Origin of the sequence: Lentzea flaviverrucosa (assembly GCF_003350445.1) — a bacterium.
Lineage (GTDB): Bacteria > Actinomycetota > Actinomycetes > Mycobacteriales > Pseudonocardiaceae > Lentzea > Lentzea californiensis.
In genome coordinates this window covers 681,234-707,746 of the sequence record NZ_QQAU01000003.1, presented here as the reverse complement: position 1 = coordinate 707,746, position 26,513 = coordinate 681,234, and the positions used below count along the sequence as shown (strand labels likewise).

General features: G+C 71.1%; 25 protein-coding genes. 13 read left to right on the top strand and 12 right to left on the bottom strand.

From position 1 onward, the window contains the following. Nucleotides 1-7: 7 nt before the first annotated feature. Genes DFR72_RS13370 through DFR72_RS13360 form a run of 3 tightly spaced genes read right to left on the bottom strand, consistent with a single transcriptional unit; the run spans nt 8 to nt 3,014 of the window. Complete coding sequence (locus DFR72_RS13370; RefSeq protein WP_245982883.1) at nt 8-493, bottom strand: MarR family winged helix-turn-helix transcriptional regulator; 486 nt, start codon at nt 491-493, stop codon at nt 8-10. Nucleotides 494-519: 26 nt separating this feature from the next. After that, entirely contained in the window at nt 520-2,547 is a 2,028-nt protein-coding gene (locus tag DFR72_RS13365; RefSeq protein ID WP_170176245.1) for a xanthine dehydrogenase family protein molybdopterin-binding subunit, read from the bottom strand. Further along, on the bottom strand, nt 2,544-3,014 hold the full coding sequence (locus tag DFR72_RS13360) for a (2Fe-2S)-binding protein (protein ID WP_090062262.1): 471 nt from the start codon (nt 3,012-3,014) through the stop codon (nt 2,544-2,546). Before DFR72_RS13360 ends, DFR72_RS13365 begins: the two co-directional genes overlap by 4 nt. Before the next feature lie 66 nt (nt 3,015-3,080). Between DFR72_RS13360 and DFR72_RS13355 the strand changes: the two genes are divergently transcribed. Beyond that, nucleotides 3,081-4,070, top strand: a complete 990-nt coding sequence (locus DFR72_RS13355; RefSeq protein WP_211335410.1) for a hypothetical protein — start codon at nt 3,081-3,083, stop codon at nt 4,068-4,070. A gap of 8 nt (nt 4,071-4,078) precedes the next feature. On the opposite strand, the gene DFR72_RS13350 is transcribed toward DFR72_RS13355, so the two are convergent. The 4 genes from DFR72_RS13350 to DFR72_RS13335 form a co-directional block, all read right to left on the bottom strand. Next, entirely contained in the window at nt 4,079-4,888 is an 810-nt protein-coding gene (locus DFR72_RS13350) for an ANTAR domain-containing response regulator (protein WP_245982879.1), read from the bottom strand. Nucleotides 4,889-5,133: 245 nt separating this feature from the next. After that, complete coding sequence (locus tag DFR72_RS13345; RefSeq protein ID WP_090063516.1) at nt 5,134-6,630, bottom strand: SulP family inorganic anion transporter; 1,497 nt, start codon at nt 6,628-6,630, stop codon at nt 5,134-5,136. Nucleotides 6,631-6,782: 152 nt separating this feature from the next. Next, complete coding sequence (locus tag DFR72_RS13340; protein ID WP_090062265.1) at nt 6,783-7,217, bottom strand: MerR family transcriptional regulator; 435 nt, start codon at nt 7,215-7,217, stop codon at nt 6,783-6,785. Between the two features lie 35 nt (nt 7,218-7,252). Continuing rightward, nucleotides 7,253-8,707, bottom strand: a complete 1,455-nt coding sequence (locus DFR72_RS13335; protein WP_090062267.1) for an FAD-dependent monooxygenase — start codon at nt 8,705-8,707, stop codon at nt 7,253-7,255. Nucleotides 8,708-8,959: 252 nt separating this feature from the next. Between DFR72_RS13335 and DFR72_RS13330 the strand changes: the two genes are divergently transcribed. Continuing rightward, entirely contained in the window at nt 8,960-10,078 is a 1,119-nt protein-coding gene (locus DFR72_RS13330; protein WP_090062268.1) for a carboxylate-amine ligase, read from the top strand. Nucleotides 10,079-10,187: 109 nt separating this feature from the next. Beyond that, nucleotides 10,188-11,417 carry a GAF domain-containing protein gene (locus DFR72_RS13325; protein WP_090062270.1) on the top strand — a complete coding sequence of 410 codons (1,230 nt, stop codon included), beginning with the start codon at nt 10,188-10,190 and terminating at the stop codon, nt 11,415-11,417. Between the two features lie 2 nt (nt 11,418-11,419). Here DFR72_RS13325 and DFR72_RS13320 read toward each other — a convergent pair whose 3' ends face one another. Both DFR72_RS13320 and DFR72_RS13315 read right to left on the bottom strand, forming a co-directional pair. Beyond that, complete coding sequence (locus tag DFR72_RS13320; RefSeq protein WP_211335409.1) at nt 11,420-12,703, bottom strand: cation:proton antiporter; 1,284 nt, start codon at nt 12,701-12,703, stop codon at nt 11,420-11,422. Between the two features lie 67 nt (nt 12,704-12,770). Continuing rightward, the gene (locus DFR72_RS13315) at nt 12,771-13,394 is read right to left on the bottom strand and encodes a TetR/AcrR family transcriptional regulator (RefSeq protein ID WP_090062273.1); all 624 of its coding nucleotides are present in this window, start codon (nt 13,392-13,394) and stop codon (nt 12,771-12,773) included. A gap of 66 nt (nt 13,395-13,460) precedes the next feature. Between DFR72_RS13315 and DFR72_RS13310 the strand changes: the two genes are divergently transcribed. Beyond that, the gene (locus DFR72_RS13310; protein ID WP_090062275.1) at nt 13,461-15,479 is read left to right on the top strand and encodes a 2Fe-2S iron-sulfur cluster-binding protein; all 2,019 of its coding nucleotides are present in this window, start codon (nt 13,461-13,463) and stop codon (nt 15,477-15,479) included. A 1-nt stretch (nt 15,480) separates the two neighbouring features. On the opposite strand, the gene DFR72_RS13305 is transcribed toward DFR72_RS13310, so the two are convergent. From DFR72_RS13305 to DFR72_RS13295, 3 genes are read right to left on the bottom strand one after another with little or no spacing between them, the layout of a single operon-like run. Beyond that, a complete protein-coding gene (locus DFR72_RS13305) occupies nt 15,481-15,795 on the bottom strand; it encodes a DUF4387 domain-containing protein (RefSeq protein WP_090062277.1) in 315 nt (104 codons plus the stop codon). Further along, nucleotides 15,788-17,158: an acyclic terpene utilization AtuA family protein gene (locus tag DFR72_RS13300; RefSeq protein WP_090062278.1), complete on the bottom strand. Its 1,371-nt coding sequence runs from the start codon at nt 17,156-17,158 to the stop codon at nt 15,788-15,790. The genes DFR72_RS13305 and DFR72_RS13300 overlap by 8 nt, the downstream gene beginning before the upstream one ends. 19 nt (nt 17,159-17,177) lie before the next feature. Continuing rightward, nucleotides 17,178-18,434 (bottom strand): MFS transporter, encoded by a 1,257-nt coding sequence (locus tag DFR72_RS13295; protein ID WP_090062280.1) that lies wholly within the window; start codon nt 18,432-18,434, stop codon nt 17,178-17,180. 105 nt (nt 18,435-18,539) lie between these two features. Between DFR72_RS13295 and DFR72_RS13290 the strand changes: the two genes are divergently transcribed. From DFR72_RS13290 to DFR72_RS13250, 9 genes are all read left to right on the top strand, one after another. Then, nucleotides 18,540-19,259 (top strand): GntR family transcriptional regulator, encoded by a 720-nt coding sequence (locus tag DFR72_RS13290; protein ID WP_090062281.1) that lies wholly within the window; start codon nt 18,540-18,542, stop codon nt 19,257-19,259. 72 nt (nt 19,260-19,331) lie between these two features. Next, entirely contained in the window at nt 19,332-20,009 is a 678-nt protein-coding gene (locus DFR72_RS13285; protein ID WP_090063517.1) for a DUF899 domain-containing protein, read from the top strand. Nucleotides 20,010-20,166: 157 nt separating this feature from the next. After that, a complete protein-coding gene (locus DFR72_RS13280; RefSeq protein WP_211335408.1) occupies nt 20,167-21,018 on the top strand; it encodes an STAS domain-containing protein in 852 nt (283 codons plus the stop codon). Further along, nucleotides 21,018-21,386 (top strand): STAS domain-containing protein, encoded by a 369-nt coding sequence (locus DFR72_RS13275; protein ID WP_170176243.1) that lies wholly within the window; start codon nt 21,018-21,020, stop codon nt 21,384-21,386. The genes DFR72_RS13280 and DFR72_RS13275 overlap by 1 nt, the downstream gene beginning before the upstream one ends. After that, nucleotides 21,386-21,799: an ATP-binding protein gene (locus DFR72_RS13270; protein WP_090062285.1), complete on the top strand. Its 414-nt coding sequence runs from the start codon at nt 21,386-21,388 to the stop codon at nt 21,797-21,799. The genes DFR72_RS13275 and DFR72_RS13270 overlap by 1 nt, the downstream gene beginning before the upstream one ends. After that, nucleotides 21,796-22,824: an ATP-binding SpoIIE family protein phosphatase gene (locus DFR72_RS13265; protein ID WP_090062286.1), complete on the top strand. Its 1,029-nt coding sequence runs from the start codon at nt 21,796-21,798 to the stop codon at nt 22,822-22,824. The genes DFR72_RS13270 and DFR72_RS13265 overlap by 4 nt, the downstream gene beginning before the upstream one ends. Next, the gene (locus DFR72_RS13260) at nt 22,821-24,548 is read left to right on the top strand and encodes an ATP-binding response regulator (protein WP_090062288.1); all 1,728 of its coding nucleotides are present in this window, start codon (nt 22,821-22,823) and stop codon (nt 24,546-24,548) included. The genes DFR72_RS13265 and DFR72_RS13260 overlap by 4 nt, the downstream gene beginning before the upstream one ends. Continuing rightward, the gene (locus tag DFR72_RS13255) at nt 24,545-26,098 is read left to right on the top strand and encodes a fused response regulator/phosphatase (RefSeq protein WP_090062290.1); all 1,554 of its coding nucleotides are present in this window, start codon (nt 24,545-24,547) and stop codon (nt 26,096-26,098) included. Before DFR72_RS13260 ends, DFR72_RS13255 begins: the two co-directional genes overlap by 4 nt. Then, the gene (locus DFR72_RS13250) at nt 26,095-26,484 is read left to right on the top strand and encodes an ATP-binding protein (protein WP_090062291.1); all 390 of its coding nucleotides are present in this window, start codon (nt 26,095-26,097) and stop codon (nt 26,482-26,484) included. The genes DFR72_RS13255 and DFR72_RS13250 overlap by 4 nt, the downstream gene beginning before the upstream one ends. Nucleotides 26,485-26,513: the final 29 nt, after the last annotated feature.

Sequence of the window (26,513 nt, the reverse complement as noted above, 5' to 3'; positions counted from 1 at the left end):
CGTCGTCCTACTGGGGACGCTGGTCCTCTGTGGACGTTGCCGCCGCGATGAGCGCGATCAGCTGCTGCCGGAAGTGCTCGTAGTCCTCGACGGCGCCGAGCAGCGTGTCGGACTCGCGTTCCTCGCGGCGGGCGGCGGCCAGGGCTCGGCGGCCCGCCGGAGTGATCTTCACCGAGGTGCGGCGGCGGTCCTTCGTGTCCTGGCTGCGCACCACGTGGCCGCCCCGGTCGAGGTGGTCGATCGTGCGGCTCATGGTCTGGTCGGTCACCCGGCAGAGCACGGCCAGTTCGCGTTGTGAGCGCGGGCCGTCTGCCAGGTGGTGCAGGGTGATCATGCCGGCGTGGGTGAGGCCTCGGGTCGCCAGGAAGTCCTCGAAGCGCTTCTCGACGACGCGGGCCGCGACGGACAGGAGCCTGCCGGTGGGCCAGGAGGCGACGTCCGCGCCCACCTGGTCCGGGCGGTCGGCCACCGCCAGCTCGTCTCCCTCGGCCACGGCCCCATCATCCCAGACCCGCCCGATCACCCCACGGCGGTCCCGAACGGCATGCTGGTCACGGGCGTGTCGCCGGCGATCGCGGACGCGATCGCGGCTGCGGCCGGCGGGTAGGCGAGCTCCCCGAGGCCTCCCAGTGGTGCGTCCGACTGCACGATGGTGACGTCGATGTCGGGTGTCTGGCCGATCCGCGCCCACCGGTAGTCGCCGAACGAGGACTCCGCCACCGCGCCTTCCCGGACGGTGATCTGCGCACCGAGCACAGTGGACAGCGCGTCGACCACGCAGCCCTCGACCTGGGCGCGGACACCGGACGGGTGCAGTGCCACGCCGACGTCGACGGCCGCGTGCACGCGCAGCACCTCGCGTGAGCCCGGTTCGGCCACGGCGATCACCGCGATCGCGGAGCCGTACTCCTCCAGGCACGCGACTCCGCGGGAGGTGCCGGGCGCGGGCGGCCTGGTCCAGCGGGCGCGGTCGGCGACGGTGTCGAGGACCTTGTGCAGGCGCGAGCCGGCGGGCAGGAGCGAGCGGCGCAGTGCGACCTGGTCGAGGCCGGACCTCCTGCCGATCTCGCTGAGGAAGTTCTCCTCGGCGTAGACGAACTGTCCCGCGTAGACGGCCCGCCAGAACCCGGTGCGCAGCGGTGCGGGCCGCACGACGACCGACACCTCGCCCGGCACGGTGTAGGGGAAGTGGTCGCCGCTGGCCTTGATCAGGGCGGGGTTGGCGAAGAACGGCAGGACGGTCAACGGCCAGGTGACGACCTCGTGGGCCCTGCGGATAGGCAGACCATCCGAGCCGATCTCCGCGGACAGCCGGTGCACGGACATCGGCCGGTAGGAGTCGTTGCGCATGTCGTCGGCCCTGGTCCACAGCACCTGGACCGGGGCGCCCGCACGCCGTGAGCAAGCCACCGCCTCCAGCACCGGGTCGGGTTCGATGCGCCGCCCGAACGCGCCGCCCGACGCCGTCGCCTCCACCCGCACGGACGTGGCCGGCACGCCGAGCTGGCGGGCCAGCTGGGTGCGCAGACCGCCGGGGTCCTGCGTGGGAGCCCAGATGGTCACGCCATCCGGGCGGACGTGCGCGGTGGCGTTCATCGGTTCCATCGGCGCGTGCGCGAGCAACGGCATGGAGTAGACCTGCTGGACGCCGTCGATCGGGGCCTGTGCGGGCAACGCCGCGCGCAGGTCCGCGAGCCACGCCCGGCTGTCGGCGGTGGGTGTGCCGCCACGCCAGGTGATCCGCAGCGCGTCGCGGCCGCGCAACGCCTGGTGGGTCGACCGGGCGATGACCGCGACGCCGCCCTGTCCGTCGGCCGGCGCGGTGAGCGTGAGGACGTCGACCACGCCCGGCAGTGCGCGGGTCGCGGTGTCGTCGATCGTGTCGGGGACCGCGCCGAGCCATGGCGGGCGCGCGACCACGGCGACCAGGCCTCCGGGCGGCCGGGCGTCGATGCCGTACCTGGTGCGGCCGGTCACGACGTCGCGGGCGTCCACGCGGCCGCCGCGGGTCTTGCCCAGCAGCCGCCACTTCTCCGGCGGGGTGAGCTCGACGGGCACGGTGGCGGGATCGAGTGCGGCCGCGGCACGGACCAGCGCCCGGTAGGGGAGCTTGCCGCGGCGCGGGTGGCACACGAAGCCGTCGCGGGCGGTGCATTCGGCGACCGGCACGCGCCAGCGTTGCGCGGCCGCGGTGACGAGCAGGCAGCGCGCGGTCGCGGCGGCCGTGCGGATCGGAGTGCTGAGCTGCCGCACCGAGGTCGAGTTCGCCACGGCCTGCGAGCCGAAGCGTTCGGTGTCACCGGGTGCCTGCTCCAGCGTGACGTCACCGGCCTCGACCGCCAGTTCCTCGGCGACCATCAGCGCGACCACGGTCCGCACGCCCTGGCCGGTGTCGGGGCGGGGCACGGTCGCGGTGATCCGGCCGGCGTCGTCCAGCCGCACGAAGACGTTCGGCACGAGCCCTTCCGCGGCGAGCGCGGGCACCGGCACCGCGACGACCAGCGCGCCGATTCCCGCGCCGCGCAACAACGTCCGCCTGCTGATCACCGTTCCTCCCTCATGATCCGGCTCGCGCGGCGCACGGCGTCGCGGATGCGGGGATAGCTGCCGCAGCGGCACACGTTGTCGCGCAGGGCTTCCTCGATCGCCGCGTCATCGGGGTCGGGATCACGGGCGAGCAGCGCCGCCGCGGCCATGACCTGGCCCGGCTGGCAGTAACCGCACTGCGCCACGTCGAGCTCGCGCCACGCCCGCTGCACCGGGTGGTCCCCGTCGCGGGACAGGCCCTCGATCGTCGTGATCCGGGTCTGCGCGCTGTCGGCCGCCGTGCGCACGCAGGGCCGCGCCGCCGCACCGTCCACATGGGACGTGCAGGCACCGCACAGGCCGACCCCGCACCCGTACTTGACACCAGTCAGCCCCAGCTCGTCGCGCAGCACCCACAACAGGGGAGTGTCTCCGTCGACGTTGACCTCGCGCCGTTCACCGTTGACGCGCAACAGATATCGGGCCACCGCGATCCCCTCCTGATTTGCTCAGCGCGCTGAACGTATCACGCCGGGCAATGCATAATGCTCAGCATGCTGAACGAATTGCGGAGGCCCGGCCGCGGTGTCCTCGTGTGGGGAGTGGTGGCGAGTGCGCTGCTCACGGGCCTGGTGTGGCTGCTGGGCCAACGGCTGCACGGCGTCGCGTTGCTGCCCGACCAGGGAGCCTCTTGGTACTACTGGAAGCTGCCGGACCCCACCTTCTGGAGCAGGGCGTCCGCCTGGGTGGGCTACGCGGCGCACCAGCTCGTGTCGTGGGGCCTGATCTACTACGCGCAGACCCGGATCCGGCGCTACACCACCGGCCTGCACCGCATCAACGTCATCGCGCTCGCCGCGAACGGCGCGTTCATCGGCCTGCACGCCCTGCAGACCCAGGTGTTCTACGACGGTCTCGCCCAGGACGTCTCGATCTTCAGCTCGCAGGGCTCCGTCGTCCTGCTGCTGGTCGTCGTCCTGCTGATGGAGAACCGTCGCCGCGGCCTGGTGCTGACCTGGTCCGCGCCCATCTCGGAGCAGGTCGTCGGGTTCGCGCGCCGCTACCACGGCTACCTGTTCAGCTGGGCCGCGATCTACACGTTCTGGTACCACCCGATGGAGTCGAGCAGCGGGCACCTCATCGGGTTCTTCTACATGTTCCTGCTGCTGGTGCAGAGCGGTCTGATGTTCACCAGGTCCCACACGAACCGCTGGTGGACGATGACCCTCGAACTGCTCGTGGCCGTGCACGGCACGCTGGTCGCCGTGATGAACTCCGGCCCCAACGGCATGTGGCCGATGTTCTTCTTCGGTTTCGTGGCGATCTTCGTGCTCACCCAGATGCACGGCGTCGGGCTCAGCAAGGCGGCACGGTGGTGGATCGGCGGCACGTTCGTGGCCGGCGCGCTCGCGGTCTACTCCTGGCGTGGTCTCGGCAGGATCGACGAGGTCGTGCGCATCCCGTTGATCGAGTACCTGCTGGTGGCCGTGCTCGCCCTGCTGATCTGGGCGGGCATCAGGCTCGCCCGCCTCGGCCGCTCATGAGGACCGCGTCACCGCTGTTTCGCGGGGCGGCTGGCAGACTCGATCAGTTTCGTCGCGACGTCACGCAGCTTGGTGTTCGCGCGCTGCGACTGCTCCACGAGCATCTCGAACGCCTCGTCCGCGCCGCAGGTGTGCACCGCCATCAGCACGCCCTTGGCCTGCTCGATCACGGCTCGCGACTCCAGGGCCTGCTCCAGTTGCCCGACCCGGCCCTGCGAGTGCCGCCACCGCTGGGCGCTGGTGATCGTCGCCGACGCGGCCGTCGTGAACAGCCGCATGAGCCCTTCGTCGAACGGGTCGAAGGCCGCCGCAGTGTAGCTGTAGACGTTGAGCGTGCCGATGTGCCGCGCCCTGGTGTCGTCCGAGGCGGGCAGGACGACCGGCACCGACAGGTACGCGCGGACACCGGCGGCCTCGGCCGCGGTCTCGAACTCCGGCCACAGCTCGCGGTGCTCGCCGATCACCGCCCGCACGGGCTTCAGCTCGAGCGCGGCCTGCAGGCACGGCCCGCGGCCGGAGTCGTACTGCTCCGCGTCGAGCACGACCAGGCGCCGGTCGGTGGCCGCCGCGGTGTGCGGCTGGTCCGGGGTCACCACGGTCACGGTCACCGCGTCGGCGTCGGGCAGGGCCCTGGCGGCGGTCTCCGCTACCCGCTGCAGCGCGTCCTCGAGCGGTTCTTCGCTGGTGAACGCGTCGCGCAGCTCGGTGAACGCCTCGGTCGCCTCGTCCAGGCGTGACACCGGATCCGGGCGTGCCCCGTCGACCGGTCTCATCGATCCCGTCCGCACGTGGTCGGCCATGCCGTGGCGCCCCTTCATAGGCAGTGGAGTCCCCGGCGCCGGCCGCTCGACGCACGTCCCGCGCATCGTACGGCCACCGGTGACACGTGCCCTGTGGGCGCCGTAGCAGAACCGGTGCCGGCGACGGGTTGCTGCAAGGTCTCAACTTCCCGTGCCGGCACCGGCCGGGCCTCCCGAGGGAGGTCCTCCGTTGCGAACACGCGCGCGCGTTCGGCGATGTGGCAATACCCGGCCGGTGCCGTTCCCACACCGCCTGAAGCCGATCAATGTGAGCCGGTGAGCTGGCCGGACAGCGTGGCGTGGAGCTGTTCGCTGCGCGGGTTGAGGCCGATGATCTCCGCTTCGACGCCGCGCGCGGCGAACTTCGCGGTGACCGCGTCGAGGGTGGCGACCGCCGAGCTGTCCCACACGTGGGCCCGGGAGAGGTCGACGACCACTTTGGACACCGTGTCGGTGTAGTCGAACGCGTGCATGAGTTCGTTGGTGGAGGCGAAGAACAGCTCGCCGGTCACCGCGTAGACGCGGATGCCGCCGTCCGGGTCGAGGACGCTCGAGACCTCGACGAGGTGGGCGACGCGGCGCGCGAAGAAGATCGCGGAGAGAAGTGCTCCCGCCAGCACGCCGAGGGCGAGGTTGTGGGTGGCGACGACCGTGCCGACGGTGACGACCATCACGGCGGTCTCGCTCTTCGGCGTGCGGCGCAGGGAGGAGATCCTGATGCTGGTCCAGTCGAACGTGCTGACCGACACGAAGACCATGACCGCGACGAGCGCGGCCATCGGGATCAGCGAGACGACCGGGCCGAGGACGAAGACGAGCACCAGCAGGAACACTCCGGCGGCGAGCGTCGACAGGCGCGTGCGGCCGCCGGACTTCACGTTGATCATCGACTGGCCGATCATCGCGCAGCCCGCCATGCCGCCCAGGAAACCGGTGGCGATGTTGGCGATGCCCTGGCCGCGGACCTCCGTGCCCTTGCTGGAGCCGGTGTCGGTGATGTCGTCGAGCAGTTGTGCGGTGAGCAGCGACTCGATCAGGCCGACGGCGGCGAGCGTCAGCGCGTAGGGCGCGATGATGCCGAACGTCTCCAGCGTGAACGGCACCATCGGCAGGCCGAAGCCGGGCAGCGCGGACGGCAGCTCGCCCTGGTCGCCGACCGTGGGCACGGAGATGTGCAGGAACACCGTCAGGGCGGTGACCACGACGATCGCGACCAGTGGTGCGGGCACGGCCTTGGTGAGGCGGGGGAGCAGGTAGATGATCCCGAGCCCGAGCACGGCCAGCGCGATGACGGGCCAGCCGCCGCTGGTGATGTGGGGGACCTGCGCGGCGAACAGCAGGATCGCGAGCGCGTTGACGAAGCCGACCATGACGGTGCGCGGCACGAACCGCATGAGCCTGTGCACGCCGAGCAGTCCGAAGAGGATCTGGAACACGCCGGTCAGGACGGTGGCGGCGAACATGTACTCGACACCGTGATCCCGCACCAGCCCTACGAGCACCAGGGCCATCGCGCCGGTCGCGGCGGAGATCATGGCGGGACGGCCGCCCGCGAACGCGATGATGATCGCGATGGTGAACGACGCGTAGAGGCCCACCTTCGGGTCCACCCCGGCGATCACGGAGAACGACAACGCCTCCGGGATCAGCGCGAGTGCGACGACCAGGCCGGACAACAGGTCCGCGCGCGGGTTCGAGAACCACGCCGTGCGGACGCGCTGCGGCAGGGACGGCCGTAGGACGGCCTGGAACGAGGACATCGACACCTCGGGGAACGGCGAGCACGCCGAAGGCGGTACCTCGCGGGGGGAGAGAGTCGCGACTGCTCCGGCACGACGGAGCCGAACTCTACCGTGACGTGAGGGTAGGGTTGCGGTCGGTGGCGATGATCGTGAGCAACGTCTCCGGGTGGCTAGCCCTGGGGTGAATCGGCCGCAGCCGGCAGGTGCGAACGCAGTGTCGCGGCGAAGTCCTCGGCGATGGACAACTGCGTGCGCAACGCCCGGCACCGCTGCTCGGCGGCCGTCCAGAACTCCGTCAGGCGGCTCAGGTGCCCGGCGCGATCGGCGGCGTCGTCCGCGCCCAGGGCGTCGAGGATGCCGAGCAGCTCACGCATCTCGTCCAGCTGGAAGCCCAGGGGCTTCATGCGCATGATCACGCCCAGCCGCTGGACGTCCGGTTCTGTGTAGAGGCGGAACCCGCCCTGGCTGCGTGCGCTCGGCACGACCAGGCCGACCTCCTCGTAGTAGCGGATCGTGCGCAGGGACAGACCGATCCGCTCGGCGACCTCACCGATCTGCATGTGCTCGCCCACCACGTCCCTCTCGCGCCTGCTGTGGTGGCTCATCCTCCCACGCCGGGACGGCCGGGTCGTCTTGCCGGCTACCGCGACGGTGTCCGGAAAGCGCTTACCTCGCTGAGGCCGAACCAGCGGGCGAGGTGCTCGTCGAGGTCCTGCTGGTGCTCACCGATCCAGGCGACGTGCCCGTCGGGACGCAGCAGCAGAGCCGGGACGTCCAGTGCCGCAGTGGAATCCGTGACGAGGTCGACCCGGTCGAGCCAGCCGTCGGCCTTCAGGTGTCCGGTGCGGTCGAGCACCAGGCCGCGGCCACCACGCAGGTGGTCGTAGAGGTGTCCCTGCGCGAGGTCGACGTCGCGCAGGCGGCGGCCGAGCAGGCCGGGTCCGGGGCCGAGGTCGTAGCGGATGCCGATCGCGGTGATCTTCTCGATCAGCCGCCTGTTCACCTCGTTGATGTCCATCAGTTCGGTGAGGAGCCTGCGCACGGCCTGTGCGCCTGGTTCGGCGGACGCCAGAGCCACCTGGGCGCGGGTGTTGTCGAGGACGTCCGCGGCGACCGGATGACGTTCCGCGTGGTAGGTGTCCAGCAACGCGCCGGGCGCCCAGCCGCGGACCTGCCCGGCGAGCTTCCAGCCTAGGTTGACCGCGTCCTGGAGGCCGAGGTTCAGGCCCTGGCCGCCGGCGGGCGGGTGGATGTGCGCGGCGTCGCCGGCCAGCAGCACCCGTCCGGTGCGATAACGCTCGGCGAGTCTGGTGGCGTCGCCGAAACGGGACAACCAGCGAGGGGAGTGCACGCCGAAATCAGTTCCGGCGATCGCCCGCAGCTGGTGTGCGAAATCGTCGATGGTGGGCGGTTGTGCGCGGTTCTCGCTGACTCCCGCGACCGAAATCACGACGCGGTAGATTCCTTCGCCGAATGGACCGAAGCTGAACGCTTTGTCGGTCTCGCGGATTTCGGCGACCCTGGCCGCGATCTCCTCCGGCGGCGCGTCTGCCGCCATCTCGCCCATCAGCGTGTCGTTGCGGGAGGGTTCGCCGGGGAATCCGACGCCGAGGAGTTTGCGCACGGTGCTGCGTGCGCCGTCGCAGCCGGCCAGGTACCGCGACCGCAGCCTCTCGCCGCCGGCCAGTTCGACCGTCACGCCCTCGTCGTCCTGGTCGAGCCCCGTCACCGCGCAACCGGCCCGGACCTGCGCTCCCAGTGCGATCGCGTGATCCCGGAGCAGGCCCTCGACGATCGGCTGCGGGATCCCCAGCAGTGACGTGAACTCGGAGTCCAGGCCCTCGGGAGTGGGGTGGGGAATGCCGGCGAAGGCGCCTCCGACCGGACGCTGCCTGCCGCGTTCCAGGAAACGGTCCAGCAACCCGCGCATCGCCAGAATCTCAAGACTGCGAATGTGCAGACTGACTATTCGGGCGAACGACGAAGCGGGCTCGGGTTCCTTCTCGAGAACGAGCACCCGCACGTCGTGCAGCCGGAGTTCGGCGGCCAGCATCGCGCCGGTCGGCCCGCATCCGGCGATGACGACGTCGAACATGAACCACCCGTTTTTCGCAGGTCCGGACATCGGCCGCTCAGTGTGGGACGCCGTGGTGCACGCCGCAACCGGAATACGCGGACCGGAAACCGTGGTTCGCCCCTGTTCTCACCGCGGTGCGGCCGAACGGCCGATCGGCCTGCCCCTGCCGGCCGACGGCCACTTCTGACGTTTTCTTCTTGTGCGTGAAGGGTATTCGCCGGTCCCCTATGAGCAGGACGGTGTGAAGTGGCGAGACCGCCATCGACGGACATGTGGTGTCCCACGGTCGGTGTGGAGGAGGAGTTCCTCCTCGTGGATCCAGAGACCGGTGTGCCCGTGAACCGGGCCGACGAGGTGGTCGCCGTGGCGCGCGAGCAGCTCGGCCTCGAACTGGAACGCGAGCTCACCGGCGCGCAGGTGGAGATCAACACGACGGTGTGCCGCGACGTGGAGCAGGCCCGGCGTGAACTCGTCGAGGCCCGCCGCTCGGTCGCACAGGCCGCGCGCACGGCGGGATGCAGGGCCATCGCCGTCGGAGCACCGCCGCTGGGCGACGCGACCGGCGAGGTGACGGACAGCCTGCGGTACCGGCGGATCGCACGCGAATTCGGTGCCCTGGCGGAACAACAGCTCATCTGCGGCTGTCACGTGCACGTCGCCGTGCCCGACCGGGAGACGGCAGTGCAGGTGTGCAACCACGTGCGTCCGTGGTTGCCGGTGCTGGCCGCGGTGACCGCGAACTCCCCGTTCTCCGGTGGCGAGGACACCGGCTTCGCGAGCTGGCGTTCGACCGTGTGGTCGCGCTGGCCCGTGTCCGGACCGCCGCCGATCTTCACCTCGTGGGAGCACTACGAGGAAGTCTGCGACACCATGATCAAGGCGGGCACCGCCCTCGACCGGGCGATGATCTACTGGGACGTCCGGCCCGCCACCGAGCTGCCGACGGTGGAGGTGCGCGTCTCGGACGTCGCCGCGACCGTGGACGAGGCTGTGCTGCTGGCGGCGCTCGTCCGGGCACTGGTCGCCCAGGCGGTCGTCGACGTCGAGCGCGGTGTGGAGCCGGAACCGGTTTCCCAGGAGATGTTGCGGCAGGCGTGCTGGGGAGCGTCCAACGAAGGCCTGCGCGGCAGCACCCTGGACGTGCTGTCCGGTGAGCCGAGGCCGTTGCGGCGTCAGCTCGGCGACCTGGTGACCCGGTTGACGCCGGTGTTCGAAGCCAACGGTGATCTGCCTGCGGTGCAAAGGGGTCTGCGACTGCTGGACGGTCCGGGAACGGGCGCCGACCGCCAGCGCCAGGCGTTCCGCTCGGGGCAGGTGGAGTCTTTGCTGGGCGTGCTCGACATCGACAACGCCGACCGAGCCGAGGGTCGGGACACGGCCGCCTCCTGAGCCGGGATCCGGCGGTGCGTACGATCTTCGTTGATCGTGGTGGTGTCAGCAGAAGAGATCGCGTCCGAGGTCAAGCAGTGAGCCTGCGGCGCATGGCGAGAGGGCGGCCATGAGGGCGTTCGGCATGCACGACCAGGCCGCGGACGCGGCGGGCACAGACGGGGACCTGCGCACCCTGTTCGGGCAGTCCACCGCGTTGTTCGCGACGTTCACGGGCCCGGCGCACGCGGTGGACACGGCCGATCCGGCCTTCCTGTCCGCGTTCGGCGACGACGGCGCGGACCTGTCCGGCCTGCTGGACGAGGTCTACCGCACGAGCGAACCCCGAGCCCGCCGTGACGTCCGGGTCGTGCTGGGCAGCGGCCCGGACGCACGGGAGGCGTTCTTCGACCTCACCTGCGAGCCGCGCCGGGACGCCTCCGGCGACCTGCTCGGGGTCCGGGTGGTCGGCGTGGAGACCACCCAGGTCAAGCACGCCCAGCGGTTGACGGCCGAGCACCGTGCGCTGCTGGAGCAGATCGCCCGTCAGGCGCCGCTGAGCGAGGTGCTCGACGGGATGGCGAGGAGCATCGAAGAACTGGCGGCGGAAGAGCTGTTCGTGTCCGTTCTGCTCGCCGAACCCGACGGCCTGCACCTGCGGCACGGTGCCGCGCCCAGCCTCCCGGACTTCTACAACGAGGCCATCGACGGCATCGCCACCGGTGAAGGCGTCGGCTCCTGCGGAACGGCCGCGCACCGGCGTGAACCGGTCATCGTCACCGACATCGCCACCGACCCGTTCTGGGACGACTTCCGCGGTCTGGCGCAGCAGGCCGGACTGGGCTCCTGCTGGTCGACGCCGGTCCTGGCCCGCGACGGCAGCCTGCTGGGCACCTTCGCGATGTACCACCGGACCGCGCGTGTCCCGCAGGACACCGACTTCGCCCTGATCCGGGTCTTCGCCGGCACCGCGGCCCTGGCCATCGAGCGCCACCACAACGAGGTGGCGCGGCAGGCCGCCGAGGCGCAGGCCGAGTCCGCCCGTGCCGCGCTGGCCGAGGCGGTGCGCGCGGAAAGGGAACTGCGCGCCGAAGCCGAGCAACGCGCGGAAGCGGCCGCACAGCTGACCGCGCAGATGCGGGTCGCCGCGGCCGTGCAAGCCAAGACACCGCACCCCGAGTTCTGCCAGCTGGGCGGCAGGGCCGGGTGCACCCTGCCCGCCGAGATCAAGGTCGCCGACTCGTGGGGCGACTCGGCGTGGGGTTGTGCCGCCCACGTCGAGGAGATCCTCATCCACGTGCGTTCGGTCTTCATCGCGAGTGAGGAGCTCGGCGGCCTGGCCGCGTACCTGAACCGCTGACCTCACACGTGGGTGTCAGCGGTCTCTTCGTGCCGTGCCTCTGCCTTCTGCCGGCGTTTCCGGTCCAGCAGCCACATGACCGGGGTCGCGGAGAGACCGTGCAGGAGGATCGAGCCGATCACGACGAGCCCGACGATCTGCCACAGCGCGTTCTGCTCGGCGAACTCGCCGTGCTGCAGCGCGTACACGAGGTAGAACAACGAGCCGACCCCGCGCACGCCGAAGAACGCGATGACCGTCCGTTCGCGCGGTCCTGTCTTGCCGCCGAGCAGGCCGATCCACCCCGCCAGGGGCCGTACGAGCAGCAGCACCGCCGCGGCGACGAGGACCTGCGGCCAGCCGACGCCCGACAGCAGTCCGGTGGCGGCGGCACCGCCGAGCAGGAAGACGATCAGCACGGTGAGCATGCGCTCGGCCTGCTCGACGTAGCGGTGCAGGACCTGGTGGTAGCCGTGGCGGCGTTCCCCGGACCGGATCGCGCACGCGCACACGAAGACCGCGACGAACCCGTACCCCTCGACCAGCTCGGTGATGCCGTAGGCGAGGAAGGTCGCCGCGAGCGCCACGAAGCCCTCCGCGTGCTCGGCGAGGCGGAACTTCTCCGACGGCGCCGAGAAGAACAGCTTGCCCAGCGCCCAGCCGATGAGCACGCCGATGGCGATCGCCGACACGAGCCGCCAGAGCACGTCCACCGCGAGCCAGTGCCCGAGCCACTGCGACGGCGCCGTCCCGGCCACGCTGATCGCGATGGCGGCGTAGGTGAACGGGAACGCCAGCCCGTCGTTGAGGCCCGCCTCCGAGGTGAGCGCGAACCTGGCCTCGTCCTCGTCGGACTCGGGGTTCTCGGCGGGTTCGGCGACCTGCACCTCACTGGCCAGCACCGGGTCGGTGGGCGCGAGCACGGCCGCGAGCAGGACGGACGCTCCGACGCCCAGGCCCAGCGCACCCCAGCCGAGCAGGCCCACGGCGAGCATGGACAAGGGCATGGTGATGGCGAGCAGCCGCCAGGTGCTCGCCCAGCCGCGCAGGCTGACCTGGCGGTTCAGCGCGAGGCCCGCGCCCATCAGCGAGATGATCACGCAGATCTCGGTCAGGTGCAGGAGCACGCCGCTGTGCGCCACGGGATCGGGATCGGGCAGCGGGTCGGCCACCGTGAACGTCAGGGCGCCCGCGCCGAGGAACAGCATCGGCATGGAGATCGGCGCGCGGTCGAGCAACCGGGGGAGCAGTGCGGCGGCAAGCGTCGCCAAGCCCGCGCCGGCGTACAGCAACGGTCCTGGTTCCACCGTCTGCCTTCCGTTGAGCTGTGGGAGATCTGACCAGGTACCCCTGCGGCCAGGCGGCAAACGCCGCTCAGCGGAGGGGGCCGCGCAGGTACCGGGTCACCATGTCCACGAGCTCGTTCTCGAACGTCTCCATCGCGACCGGCTGCTGGAACGCGGCCAGCCGGTGCGTGTTCAGCTCCACGGTGAACACGACGAGGTCCACCGCGGTGTCCAGGTCGCGCACGTCGACGTCGGGGTGCCGCGCGAACACGTCGCGGACCTGGGCGACGCGCCGCTCGCCGTGCCGCGTGATCGTCTCGCGCAGCTCGGCGGAGAGCTGGCCCTCCTCGATCATGATCCGCAGCAGCCGGGGGTCGTCGCGGTGGTTGTCGATCGCGTCGCGCACCAGTGCCCGCACGACGGACTCCAGGGTGCCCGGTGAGAGGTCCAGCCGGTCGGCGTGGGTCCAGGCGCCGCGGTCGATGTGGCGCACCATCAGCTCGGCCAGGACGGCGTCCTTGTTCGGGAAGTACTGGTACAGCGATCCGATCGAGACGCGGGCCCGTTCGGCGATGCGGTTCGTGGTGCCCGCGGCGTAGCCGTGCTCGGAGAAAACGTGAGCAGCCGCGGTCAGGATGCGGTCGCGGGTCAACTCCGCGCGCACCTGCCGGGGCCTGCGACGTGGGTCGATGTCGCGGTTGGCCGACGGCACGGCACTCCCTCCACAGCTGTCCGAAAGCGAGTATCCAGGACCTGAGCAAAAGCTCATAATAGTGTCATGAGCTGGGAAAACAATCCTACTGCGCGGCTCGGCACGGTGGCAGAGGTCGAGGCCGTGGTCGGGCGGCCCGCGTCGATGATCATGCTCAAGCAGCTAGGCGCGCTCGACGAGGGATGCGTGGACCTGCTCGCGCGCAGCCCGATCGCCGGGTTCGGGTACCGGGACGCGGACGGCGTGAGCCGGACGACTTTCGTCGGCGGCACACCGGGGTTCGTGCGCGTGCACTCGCCGGCGCGGATCTCGTTCGCCCTGTGCGAGGCCGCCGACGGCCCGGCGTCGCTGCTCTTCCTGCTGCCGGGGGTCGGGGAGACCCTGCGGATCAACGGTGTCGCCCGCCGCGGGGGCTTCGACGTGCGGGAGGTGTACGTCCACTGCGCCCAGGCGGTGCTGCGTTCCGGGCTGTGGCAACCGCCCCGTGCCGCGCCGTCCGCTCCCGAGGTCGGCGACGGTCCGCTCGCACTGCCCGGTGTCGCCGACTTCCTGGCCGCCTCGCCGTTCCTGGTCCTGTCCACCTGGGACTCCGAAGGCGGCAGCGACACCAGTCCGCGCGGGGACCAGCAGGCGGTCGCGCGGATCGTGGACGGCCGCACGCTCCTGATCGCGGACCGGCGAGGCAACAGGCGTGCCGACACGCTGCACAACCTGCTGCGGGACGACCGGCTCTCGTTCGCCGCGCTAGTACCGGGACGCACCGGCGTCCTGCACGTCCGGGGCCGGGCCGCGATCACCGTGGATCCCGGGTCACTGGAACCGTTGTCGCTGCGCGGCATGCCGCCGCACGCCGCGTTGCTCGTCGACGTCGAGGACGCCGAGCTGAGCGCGAACGACGCGGTGACGCGAGCGCGGCTGTGGACCTCGGCCACACCTGCCGACATGCCCGACCTGATGGCGCTGGCGGGCCGGCACCTGGCCGCGAACCCCGCGAACAGCGGGCTGCGCGGCTTCCTGCTCAAGATCGCGAGCCGGGTTCCCGCGCGGTGGATGCGGGCGGCGATGACCGTCGCCTACCGCTCGGGCCTGCGCAAGGAGGGCTACGAGGTCGCGGATCTCCCACCCCTTGCCGCGGCGGAGGATCCGCTGCGGGAGGTGCGCGTCGCCGAGGTCCGCGAGGAGACGGCGAGCGCGGTGACGCTGGTGCTGGAGGACGACCGGCCGTTCGACTTCCGGCCCGGTCAGTTCTTCACGCTCGTAGCCGATGTCGACGGTGTGAGGCTGCGCAGGCCCTACTCGGCCTCGTCGGCACCGGGGTCGCCGCGGCTGGAGGTCACGATCAAGGAGGTGGGCCGGTTCTCCCGCCACGTCCGCACGCTGGCGGCAGGCGACCGGCTGTTCGTGCGCGGTCCGTCAGGTGCCTTCCACGCGGAGCCCGGCCACGAGGTCGTGCTGCTCGCGGCGGGCAGCGGTGTGACGCCGATGATGAGCATCATCCGCACCCTGCTCGCGCAGCCGGGCGACCGCATCTTCCTGCTCTACAGCAACAGGACCGCTGAGGACACCATCTTCGCCGCCGACCTCGCGCGGCTGGCGGAGCGGCATCCGGACCGGCTCGCCGTCACGCACGTGCTGACGGCCCGCGACGGACGGCTCGACCTCCCACGGGTCCGGACGTGGGCAGCCGGCCTGCCGCTGTCGTCCACCGCGCGGTTCTACCTCTGCGGTCCGGAACCACTGGTGGACACCGCCCGGCGGGCACTGGACGAACTGGGCGTTCCCCGCGACCGCGTGCACGCCGAGAGCTACTCGAGCGCGTCGGCGGAAGCGGGATCCCCGGCACCGCAACGGATGTTCGTGCACAGCAACGGGCAGCCCGCCGGCACGGCAGTGGTGGAGCCGGGCCAGACGTTGCTCGACGCCGGACTCGCCGCCGGGCTGCCGATGCCCTACTCCTGCACGGTGGGCAGCTGCCAGGAGTGCGTCGTGAAGCTCCTCGCGGGCGAGGTCTCCCGCCAGGAGGAGGACGGCCGGGTCCTCACCTGCACCAGCGCGCCGCTGACCGACGTGAGCCTGGAGCTCTGACTCAGTCCGGCAGCGGCAGCGAGGCCAGCGGGACGTGGTGCTGTCCCGCGTGGACGTCGCGATCACGCAACCCGCCCTGGGCGACGGGCCGGGGGAACGAGATCTTCACGACGTTCAGCGCCGGGATCCGGAAGATCTGCACGTCCTCGGCCCGCACGTCGTACAGCCGGGCGATGGCCTCCTCGCTGAGGACCACCGCCCGCGCGTAGCTCACCGCGTCGCGCAGGAACAGTTCCACCGTCACCCAGAACGGCCCGGCGTTCTTGGAACGGACCTCCAGCGCGAGGTCGCCGAACGTCTGCGGGGACTCAGTCATGGGCGGGGGCCTTCCGGTGCTCGATGCGGAACATCTCGGTGGGGGAGCGGGTGTCGACGACGTGGTTGAGCACGAACTCGTAGACGGGGCCGCGCTCGGTCTCGGCGGGTGAGGTCGCGAACGCCAGGCTGGGCAGGTAGTTCATGTCCGGTGTCGGCAGGTGCAGCATCAGGGGGTTGGCGACCTTGGCCACCGCGGTCGCGAGCTCCTGGGTCGCGGCGCGGACCAGGAGCATGACGCCGATCTCACGCGGCGGCCGGCTCGCCGGGTCCAGCTTCCCCAGCACGGCGTCGTAGCCGTAGCGGCGCAGGTCGAACGAGTACTCGGTGCCGTCGAGGCCGAGGGTCTGCGTGACGCGTCCGGTGAAGACCTCGGCGAACAGGCCGGTCCACGCCTCGATGTTCGCGAGGATGTGCTCGTCGCGGATTGCGGTGAACGACATCGTCTCGTAGCCGGTGATCCGGGCGCCCTCCAGCTTCACCGTGTGCTGGCCGGCCGGGTGGAACAGGGAGCCCTCGACGCGGACGCGCCGGTCGTCCAGTGCCGTGTAGGTGGCCGCCTCGACGTCCAGTTCGCCCGCGGGCTCGCGCATCCGGAACGGGTTCACCGTCTCGTAGAGCATGTGCGCCGCGACGGAGATGGGCGTGCAGGCGGCCTCGGGGTCGAGCGGTTCGATGGTGAACCCGGTGTGGTCGATCGTCGCGAGCACACCGCCCGTGCGGGGGTTCGTCGTGCACTGCCCGCCGCACTCGACGATCTTCGCCGCGTGCCAGGACGGACCGGCCGGCATGCCCATCATCAGCGGGAACGCGGCGGCGACGGCGGTGTCCGTGGCCCGGCCCGCGAGCACCACGTCCGCACCGCCGCGCAGCGCCTCCTCGATCGGTTCGTGGCCCATCATCCCGACGACGTGCGTGCACCCGTCCACGGTGGCCTCGTCGAGCGCGGTGGCCGGTGCCAGCGGGTGCACCGCGCCCGCCCGCAGGCGTTCGTTGAGGAAACCGGCCTGTTGCTCGCTGTAGATCGTCGCCACGGCCAGGTCGAGATCCTCCTCGCGCAGGACGGTCTCGACGATCCCGGCGACCCAGTCGACGCCCGAGTCGGTGCCGCTGGTGCCGCAGGACCCGACGACCAGCGGGATTCCCGCCCGCGCCGAGGCCCGCAGCAGGATCCGCAGGTCGCGGGCGACCGCGGCGGCGGTCGTCTTGGCGGTGCCCGATCCCAGGTAGTACGGGCCGGAGTCGGTCGAGCCGGCGTCGACGGAGATGACGTCGGCACCGAGCTCGAGGCCGCGGTCCACTGTGGACTGCGCGAACCCGGCGCCGAGCATGCCCGTGGGGGACAGGACGCGGACGGCTTCCATTGGTGTCCTTTCTGCGTGATCAGAGAGAAGTCGCGTGACGGCGGGCCAGCACGGAGACGCGCAGGACCACCGCGACCGCGAGCGCGGCGAGCAGGGCGATGTCGAGGAGCATGTAACGCCACCCCGTGACGTCGACCATCGCGCCGACGAGCCCGGGGCCGATGAACCCGCCGACCGCCCAGCTCACCGTGTAGAGGCCCGTGTACACGCCGATCACGCGGGCGGACGGCGCCAGGTTCCACAGCACGACGGCGGCGTTGATCAGGAACCCGGACGCGCCGGCGGCGGCGACGCAGAAGGCGGCGACGGTGGCGGCGGGCGTCGGCACGACGGTGCCCAGGGCCAGCGCGGCGCCGAACACCACCATCCCGATGGTCATCGTGCGGATGCGCCCGATGCGTTCGGCGAGCAGCGCCGCGGGGTAGGCGGCGAGGAGGAACGCGACGCCGCTGGGGAACGTCAGCGAACCGGCCGTGCCCCGGGACAGCCCGAGGGTCTCCATGCCGTACGGGGTGAACAGGGATCGGGACGAGAACCAGGCGGAGGCGAACAGCAGCACCGCGACGACGACGAGAAGCCTGCTGCGGTTGGGATCGCGCACGATGTCCTTGACGACGTCGCGGAGGCGCACGGCCGGTTCGTCGGCGGAGTCCTCGGTGAGTGCGAGCTGGTACGCCCGCGACGTGTTGTCCCGCACCCGCAGGACGAGGACCGCGGTGCACGCCAGCATGAGCACGGCCGGGACGGTGAAGGCGAGCCTCGGGTGGTCGTCGACCAGGAACGCGCTGATGAGCGCGGACACGATCACCGTGAGGCCGGAGGCGATCTTGACCACCGCGTTGGCCCTGCCGCGTCGTTCCGGCTCGATGAAGTCGGGCAGCAGAGCCTGGGCGATCGGCTTGAAGCTGTTGCCCGCCAGCGAGTACACGAAGATGATCGCGATCAGCGCGGGCAACGCCGTCGCGAGCGGGATCAGGGTGAAGAGCACCGCCGCGACCGGCATGCCGACCGCCAGGTAGGGGATCCGGCGGCCCCACCGCGTGCGGGTGTTGTCCGAGCGGTTCGCGATCCAGGGCTGGACGAAGACGCCGAGCAGGTTGTCCATGCCCATGAGCAGGCCGACGACGGCGGTGCTCGTGATGTGCTCGCGGAGCAGCGGCGGCACCTGGGCGTCGTAGAAGTCCCAGGTCGCCTCCTGTGCGAACACGGCGAGCGCGACGAAGAACGTGATGCGCCTGGCAAGCCGCCGGTCCGCCGGTGCGGCGAGTGATGTCACGGAAGCCTCCGTTGGCTCTGGACTGCGTCACGGCGGGTTCAAAGTAGGATGCTATAGCAAAATGGTCAAGCAATAGCTTGATGGTTCGTCGTAGTATCGGCGCTCGTGACGGCCGACGAAGATCCCCGCGAGACGCTCGCCGACCGCGCCTACCGCTCGGTGCAGGACGCCATCGCCGCCGGTGTGCTGGCGCCCGGTGAGAAGGTCACCGAACGCGGGCTCGCCGCACGGCTGTCGATGAGCCCCACCCCGGTGCGCGAGGCCATCCGCCGGCTGGAGCAGGACGGCCTGATCGAGCGGACGGGCCCGCGCACGGTCGTCGTCGCGGACATCGGCGCGTCCGCCGTGGAGGACCTCGCCGAGGTCGAGATCGCGCTGCGCGGACTCATCGCCCGGTTCGCCGCCCGCCGCGCGAGCACGGCTCAGCTCGACGCGCTCGACGCCCTCCTCGACGAGGCGGACGACCTGCTGATCGTCATCAAGCAACGCGACGCCGAGGGACGCCCCGTCGAGAAGCACCTCAACGCGTTGCTCGACACCATGCAGCGCTTCAACGACGCCGTCGCGGCCTGCGCCGGCAACGCCGTCCTGGTCCGGCTCCTGGACCAGACGAGGGTGTTCACCCAGGCCGAACGCCGCACCCGCACCGTGCAGCGGGTCCTCGCGAACCACCAGTACGGCCTCGACCGCTACACCACGCACCGCGCCCTCGTCCGTGCCCTGCGCGCGGGCGACTCGGCCGCCGCGGAACGGATCGCCCTCGACGACGTCCGCGGCGGGCTCGAGGACCTGCGGCGCGAACCCGGCCAGGTCTCGTCGCACTGAGCCACGCGGTTTGCGAACCAGGCGGCAACGGGTACGGACTACGGATCGGCCGGAAGGAGCGAGTCCGTGAAGATGCCGCCCGTCGTGTCGCCCGAGGAGTGGAACGCGGCCCGTGAGGGCCTGCTGCGCAAGGAGAAGGAGCACACCCGCCGCAAGGACGAACTGGCAGCGGAACGCCGCCGGCTGCCATGGGTCCGCGTCGCGAAGCGGTACACCTTCGAGGGACCGGACGGGGACGTGGACCTGCCCGGCCTGTTCGCGGGGCGGCGTCAGCTGATCGTCTACCGGCACTTCTTCGAACCCGGCGTCGCCGACTTCCCCGAAGGCGGGTGCAGCGGCTGCGCGATGTTCACCGACAACCTCGGCCACCTCGCTCACCTCAACGCCCGCGACACCACTTTCGTGATGGTCTCCGCCGCCGCGCAGACCGACGTCGTGCGCTACCGGCGCCGCATGGGCTGGGACGGCATCCCCTGGTACACGACGCGGGACGACTTCTCGAAGGGCTTCGGCGTCGACGAGTACTTCGGCCTCAACGTCTTCATCCGCGACGGCGGCGAGGTGCACCGCACCTACTTCACCAACGCGCGTTCGGCGGAGCAGACCGGCACCGTCTGGAGCCTGCTCGACCTCACGCCGCTGGGCCGCCAGGAGGAGTGGGAGGACTCGCCGGACGGGTACCCGCAGGAGCCGCCGTACCAGTGGTGGCGCCGTCATGACGAGTACGGCACCGCCGAGGACGCGGGCTAGGTCGGCGGCCACGAAGGTTCTCGATCTCCGCATGTAGGCTTCGCCGGGCAGACGCGACCGTCAAGCAGTCGGCGCATCGCAGTTCCTGCTGCACGGCCGTGGTGACCAGTGAGATCACCGCGGTCCGTACGTTTTTCGACTGCTTGAGGAGACCTGAGTGACTGCGGACGCAGGGCGTGCCCGGAGCCTGACCGATCTGATTCGGACCGAGGCGGAGCCCCTGATCGAGAAGTGGGTGGACGCGGTCGCGGCGCTGCTGCGCGGACGGCAGACGAGGTCGGAGCTCGACCGGGACTTCAGGGAGTTCTTCGCGGCGCTGCTGCCCCTCGTCGGCAACGACGGCAGAGACATCAGCGGGCCGGAGTTCGGCGACATCCGCTCGCTGCTGGACGAGTACTCGCGCACCAGGGTCCGGGCGGGCTTCACCCCGACCGAGACGGCGTCGAGCCTGTTCTCCTTGAAGCGCGTCGTCTTCGAACTCACCGAGAACAACGACGACCCGCAGGTGTACCGGCAGCAGATGGCCTTCTCCGGGCTGCTGGACGCGCTCGGGCTGCTGACGTTCGAGTCCTACGCGCAGGCCCGCGACGAGATCATCAGGGAGCAGTCGGAGCAACTCCTGGAGCTGACCACCCCCGTGGTGAAGATCTGGGAGGGCGTGCTGGCGGTGCCCCTGGTCGGCACCCTCGACTCGGCCCGCACCCAGGTGGTGATGGAGAAGCTGCTCGAAGCGCTGGTGGAGACCGGTTCCGAGCACGCGATCATCGACATCACCGGTGTGTCCGCGGTCGACACCCAGGTCGCGCAGCACCTGCTCAAGACCGTGGTCGCGGCCCGGCTGATGGGCGCGGAGTGCATCGTCTCCGGCATCCGCCCGCAGATCGCGCAGACGATCGTGGCGCTGGGCATCGAGTTCGGCGACATCGTGACCAAGGCCTCCCTCGCCGACGCGCTGCGGCACGCGCTGCGCCGTGAGGGCGTCGACGTCGTGCGCAGTCAGGCCGTCTGATGGAACGCGTCCCGATTCTGAAGATCGGCGGCGTGCTGCTCGTCTCCATCCAGATCGACCTGCACGACCAGAGCGTGCTGGCGTTGCAGGAGGACCTGGCGGAGAAGATCAGCGCGACCGGCGCCCACGGCGTCGTCATCGACATCTCGGCGGTCGAGATCGTCGACTCGTTCATCGGGCGGATGTTCGCGACGATCGCGTCCATCTCCCGCCTGTTCGACGCCGACACCGTCGTGGTGGGCATGCGTCCGGCGGTGGCGATCACGCTGGTGGAACTCGGTCTCACACTCGGCGGGGTGCGCACGGCACTCGACCTCGAACGCGGGATGAAGATCCTGGGACAGCTCGGTCGCGGACGGGACTCCTGATGCCGCCCCGGTCCGAGGGGCCGGAGGAGGTGCCCATCAGCGGCGACGACGACGTCGTCCGCGTGCGTCAGCTCGTGCGCACGTACGCGCAGCAGACCAAGCTCTCGCTGGTGGACCAGACGAAGCTGGTCACGGCGGCAAGCGAACTCGCGCGCAACACGCTCATCTACGGTGGTGGCGGTTTCGCCCGCGTCGAGGAGGTCAGTGACGGCCGCCGCGCGGGCGTGCGGGCCTCCTTCCACGACGAGGGACCCGGCATCCCCGACCTGACGCTCGCGCTCGCCGACGGCTGGAGCAGCGGGAGCGGACTCGGTCTGGGCCTGAGCGGCGCACGTCGCCTGGTGGACCAGTTCGAGCTGGACACGGAGGTCGGCCGCGGCACGGTCGTGACGGTGGTCAAGTGGAAGAGATGATCACGATGAACTGCCTTCCGCTGGTGCGCGACGAGGTGTGGCTGCCGGTGGAGGAGACCGCCCACGTCGGCAGGATCCGCCGCACCGCCACGTCGCTGGCCGAGCGGCTGGGATTCGGCGCCACGCGCATGGCCGAGATCGGCCTCGCCGCCACCGAGATCGGGACGAACCTGCACAAGCACGCCCGCCAGGGCGTGGTGCTGATCCGCACGGTGCGCGGGGAACGGGACGCGGCGGTGGAGATCGTCGCGGTGGACCGCGGCCCCGGTATCGCCGACATGGCGCTGGCGTGGGAGGACGGCCAGTCCACGACCGGCACCCTCGGCGTCGGCCTCGGGGCGGTGGCGCGGCTGGCGACGTCCTGCGCCATGACCTCCCGTCCGGGCATGGGAACCGCGCTGGTGGCGAGATTCGCCCCCGGGCTGCACTGGGCACCCGAATGGGGCGAGGAGCCGGCGGCCGGGATGACCAGGCCGATCAACGGCGAGGAAGTGTGCGGCGACGCCTACGCGGTCTGCCGGAGCACGGACCGGATGACGCTGATGATGTGCGACGGCTCGGGGCACGGGCCGCTGGCGGCGGCCGCGTCCGACGTCGCGGTGCGGGTGTTCCGCGAGCAGCCGTTCCTGCCGCCCGACCAGGTGGTCGCCCGTCTGCACGCGGCGTTGCGCGGCACGCGGGGCGGCGCGGTGGCGGTCGCGGACATCGACCTCGCCCGCCGGACCGTGCGCTACTGCGGGCTGGGCAACATCGCCGCCGCGGTGCTGGTGGACGGCCGCAAGCACGGCATGATCTCGGTGCCCGGAGTCGCGGGCCACCAGGCGCGCACGATCCGCACGTTCGACTACCCGCTCCCGGAGCGGGCGGTCGTGGCCATGCACTCCGACGGCCTCACCGAACGCTGGGGCGTCGACCACGGCAGCGACCTGATCACCGACCCGCCGGTGCTGATCGCGGCGACGCTGCTGCGGGAGGCGGGCGTGCGCCACGACGACGCCTGCGTGCTGGTGGCCAGACCGGCATGACCACCATCGACCTGCTGCGGCTCCAGATCGTCGACGAGCGCGACGTGTTCCTGCTCCGCCAGCGCGGCCGCCAGGTCGCGGCGGCGGCCGGCCTCGACGGGCAGAACCAGATCCGGGTCGCGACGGCGCTGAGCGACGTCGGCAGGGAACTGGTGCGGCAGGACGTGGCCACGACCGCTGTCTTCCGGCTGCGGCGCGGGCCGGTCCCCGCGTTGCTCGTCGAGCTGTCCTGGCAGGAGCCGGTGAGCAACACCGGTCCCGGCTGGGACACCGCCCGCCGGTTGATGAACGACCTGGTCATGAGCGCCACCGACGTCACGCTGGTGAAGAACGTGCCGCACGCGGTCGTGCTCGACGAGGCCGTGCTCCAGGCGTTGCGCGAGGGCACCGGCACCACCGCACTCGACGAGCTGCGCGCCCAGAACCAGGAACTGCTGGAGACGCTCGAGAACCTGGAGTCCAAGAGCAAGGAGCTCGAACGGGTCAACGCCGAGCTGGAGGAGACCAACCGCGGCGTCGTGGCCCTCTACCAGGAGCTGTCCGAGGAACTGGAACAGACGAACCAGGGCGTGGTCGCGCTCTACGCCGAGCTGGAGGCGAAGTCCGCCGAACTGCGGGCCGCGGCTGCCGCGCGCATCCGGTTCTGGTCCAACATCAGCCACGAGCTGCGCGCGCCGATCAACTCGGTGGTCGGCCTGACCCGGCTGCTCGGCGGACCGGGCGGCGACCCCATGACCGACGACCAGCGCCACCACGTGGACCTGATCAACGAGTCCGCGGCGACGCTGCTCGCGCTGGTGAACGAACTGCTCGACACCGCGAAGGCCGAGTCGGGCAGCCTGCGCCCGCGGATGGCGCCCGTCGCGCTCGACTACGTGATCACGCAGCTGCGGTCGGCGGCGCGGCCGTTGGTGCGCTCCGACGACGTGCGGCTGGTGGTGGAGGCGCTGCCCGCGCTGCGGCCGTTGCTCACCGACGAGACGATGCTCGTGCGGATCCTGCGCAACGTCCTGTCCAACGCCGTCAAGTTCACCGCACGCGGTGAGATCCGCTTCACCGCCGAGGCCGGGCCCGGCCCCGACGAGGTGCGGTTCGTGGTCACCGACACCGGCATCGGCATCCCGCCCGCCGAGCAGGACCGGGTGTTCGAGGAGTTCTACCAGGTGCCGAACGAGCTGCAGATCGGTGCCAGCGGCACCGGTCTCGGCCTGTCCTACGCGCGCAAGCTCGCCGAGATCCTCGGCGGAAGCCTGACGCTGAACAGCACACCCGGCGTCGGCACGGAGGTCGTGCTGACCCTGCCCACCGCCAAGGACGAGTTCGTCCAGCCCGCGCCTGTCGCGTGCGCGCTGATCGCGGACGGCGACGCGAAGTGCCGCGAGCAGCTCAGTGACGCCCTGGCCGGACTCGCCGCCGAGATCATCGAGACCGAGGACGGCCGCACCGCGCTGAACCTGGCGAAGTCACGGCGTCCGGACCTGGTCCTCGTGAGCGCGAGTGCCCCGCTGATGAGCGGCAGCGCGGTGCTGTCGGTGCTCAGGCTTGATCCGGAGCTGGCGGGGGTACCTGTGGTCATCGTGTGCGGCGACGACCCCGGTGGTCTCGCTCGCACCGTGCACAGCCTCGGAGCCGCGATGCTGCACGAGGCGCGCATCTCCCCGGAAACGGTCGGCCGGGCGGTCAGGGACGCCCAGCTGACGGCGCGCGGAACGGACGGCCGATGAACCCGACAGCCATGGGCGGAGGACCGGCCAGGGTCCTCGTGGTGGACGACCTGGACGCGAGCCGGTTCATCGCCTGCAGCTGGTTGCGCCGCAGCGGTCACACGGTGGTCGAGGCGACCACGGCGGCCGAGGCGCTCACCGCACTGGAGGCCGACTCGTTCGACCTCGTGCTGCTCGACGTGCACCTGCCCGACATGAGCGGGTACGACGTGACGGAGCGGATCAAGGCCGATCCGCGCACGCGCTCGATCCCGGTCGTGATGCTCTCGGCGACCTACATCGAGCCCGAGGACAAGGTCGTCGGGCTCACCAGGGGCGCCGACGCCTACCTCACCGAACCCGTCGACCCCGGCGAGCTGCTCGCCAACGTCGAGGCGGCGTTGCGCTACCACCGCGCCCGTGCCCTCGCCGAACACCTCGCCGCCCGGCTGACCAGGCTGACCACGGCCACCTTCGCCATCAACGCCGCCACGACGTTCGACTCCCTGGCCGAAGCCGCCGCGATCGGGGCGGCGGACGTGCTCGACACGGAGGCGACCGCCGTCCTCACCGCCCCGTCCGGTGCGGTGTGCGTCGTGACGGCCGGCGCCGACACCCGGCTCCGCCCGGAGAACGCCGACGTCGAGCAGTGGCTGTCGGCGCTCAACCCGGGAGTCGGCGTCGCCCTGGTCGAGGCCGGTGGGGTGCCGTGGCACCCGCTGGCGGTGGCCGCGGTCGCGCGCACGAAGCCTCGGCGCCCACCCATCGTCATCGTGGTCGGTGCCTGGGCCGTGACCGGTGACGACGACCGGAACCTGCTGTGCCAGCTCGCCCAGGCGACCGCGCTGGCCGCGGAAGGCCTGCACACGTTCGCCGAGGAGCACTCGCTCGCGCTCACGTTGCAGCGCAGCCTCCTGCCCCGCACGCTGCCGCACCGCCCCGAACTGCCGATGACGGCCAGGTACGTGCCGGCGTCGAGCAACGCGGAGATCGGCGGCGACTTCTACGACGTGATCGAGCTCGGCGGGACCCTGCTGATCGCCATCGGCGACGTGTGCGGGCACTCGATCGAGGCCGCGACGGTGATGGCAGAGGTGCGGCACACGTTCCGCGCCTACGCCGTGGAGGGGCATCGGCCGGCCGAGATCCTGCGCCGGGTCGACGCCCTGCTCGAGCGGTTCCACCCGACCGGCGGCCTCACCACCATGTGCCTGCTCGAGGTCGACCTGGAGGCGGGCACGATGGCCGTCTCGAACGCCGGTCACGTGCCGCCGCTGGTCGTCGGCGACCAGGCCGCTCACTACGTCGACGTGCGCGGGCCGTTGCTGGGCATCGGGTTGACACGGCCGGAGGCCACCGTGCTGCCGCTGCCGCCGGCGACCACCGTGCTGCTGACGACCGACGGTCTCGTCGAACGGCCGGGCATCGACCTGGACGAGGGCATGGAGAAGCTGCGCGCGACGGTGTCCAACACCGAGGACATGGACGATCTCGCCGACCGCCTGCTCACCGAACTGGGCCAGGGCAAGCGGGACGACATCGCCCTCCTGCTGCTGCGACGGCTCGGATGACGGCCCGCGTGGTCGACCTGCCGGTGCGGCCGGGCATGTCGATGGCCTCATTGCGCCGGCACCTCGCGGCCGCCCTGCAGGACCTCGGCGAGGACCACCTCTACGACGTGCAGCTCGTGGTGACCGAACTCGTGGCGAACGTGCTGGACCACACTCCCAGCACCACCGGTCACCTGCGGGTGCTGCGCGGTCAGGAGCCCTGCGCGGTGATCGTCGAGGTCGACGACGAGTCGGCGGTGCAACCGGTGTACGGCTGCTCCCGTCTGGGGGAGAACCGCGGCAGGGGCATCGTGGTCGTGGACAACATCTCGCGCGAGTGGGGCTGCCGCCCGCGTGGCGGGGGCGGCAAGACGGTGTTCGCGCTGGTGGAGTGCACCGGAACTTGACCCGGTCGCCGCGGTTACCCCGGTTCGGC

Excerpts from the sequence above, each read along its gene's own strand:
- DFR72_RS13355 (WP_211335410.1), top strand. The coding sequence starts at position 3,081 with ATGCTGAACGAATTGCGGAGGCCCGGCCGCGGTGTCCTCGTGTGGGGA.
- DFR72_RS13350 (WP_245982879.1), bottom strand. The coding sequence starts at position 4,888 with ATGAAGGGGCGCCACGGCATGGCCGACCACGTGCGGACGGGATCGATG.
- DFR72_RS13345 (WP_090063516.1), bottom strand. The coding sequence starts at position 6,630 with ATGTCCTCGTTCCAGGCCGTCCTACGGCCGTCCCTGCCGCAGCGCGTC.
- DFR72_RS13340 (WP_090062265.1), bottom strand. The coding sequence starts at position 7,217 with ATGAGCCACCACAGCAGGCGCGAGAGGGACGTGGTGGGCGAGCACATG.
- DFR72_RS13335 (WP_090062267.1), bottom strand. The coding sequence starts at position 8,707 with ATGTTCGACGTCGTCATCGCCGGATGCGGGCCGACCGGCGCGATGCTG.
- DFR72_RS13330 (WP_090062268.1), top strand. The coding sequence starts at position 8,960 with ATGTGGTGTCCCACGGTCGGTGTGGAGGAGGAGTTCCTCCTCGTGGAT.
- DFR72_RS13325 (WP_090062270.1), top strand. The coding sequence starts at position 10,188 with ATGAGGGCGTTCGGCATGCACGACCAGGCCGCGGACGCGGCGGGCACA.
- DFR72_RS13310 (WP_090062275.1), top strand. The coding sequence starts at position 13,461 with ATGAGCTGGGAAAACAATCCTACTGCGCGGCTCGGCACGGTGGCAGAG.
- DFR72_RS13305 (WP_090062277.1), bottom strand. The coding sequence starts at position 15,795 with ATGACTGAGTCCCCGCAGACGTTCGGCGACCTCGCGCTGGAGGTCCGT.
- DFR72_RS13300 (WP_090062278.1), bottom strand. The coding sequence starts at position 17,158 with ATGGAAGCCGTCCGCGTCCTGTCCCCCACGGGCATGCTCGGCGCCGGG.
- DFR72_RS13285 (WP_090063517.1), top strand. The coding sequence starts at position 19,332 with ATGCCGCCCGTCGTGTCGCCCGAGGAGTGGAACGCGGCCCGTGAGGGC.
- DFR72_RS13275 (WP_170176243.1), top strand. The coding sequence starts at position 21,018 with ATGGAACGCGTCCCGATTCTGAAGATCGGCGGCGTGCTGCTCGTCTCC.
- DFR72_RS13270 (WP_090062285.1), top strand. The coding sequence starts at position 21,386 with ATGCCGCCCCGGTCCGAGGGGCCGGAGGAGGTGCCCATCAGCGGCGAC.
- DFR72_RS13265 (WP_090062286.1), top strand. The coding sequence starts at position 21,796 with ATGATCACGATGAACTGCCTTCCGCTGGTGCGCGACGAGGTGTGGCTG.
- DFR72_RS13260 (WP_090062288.1), top strand. The coding sequence starts at position 22,821 with ATGACCACCATCGACCTGCTGCGGCTCCAGATCGTCGACGAGCGCGAC.
- DFR72_RS13255 (WP_090062290.1), top strand. The coding sequence starts at position 24,545 with ATGAACCCGACAGCCATGGGCGGAGGACCGGCCAGGGTCCTCGTGGTG.
- DFR72_RS13250 (WP_090062291.1), top strand. The coding sequence starts at position 26,095 with ATGACGGCCCGCGTGGTCGACCTGCCGGTGCGGCCGGGCATGTCGATG.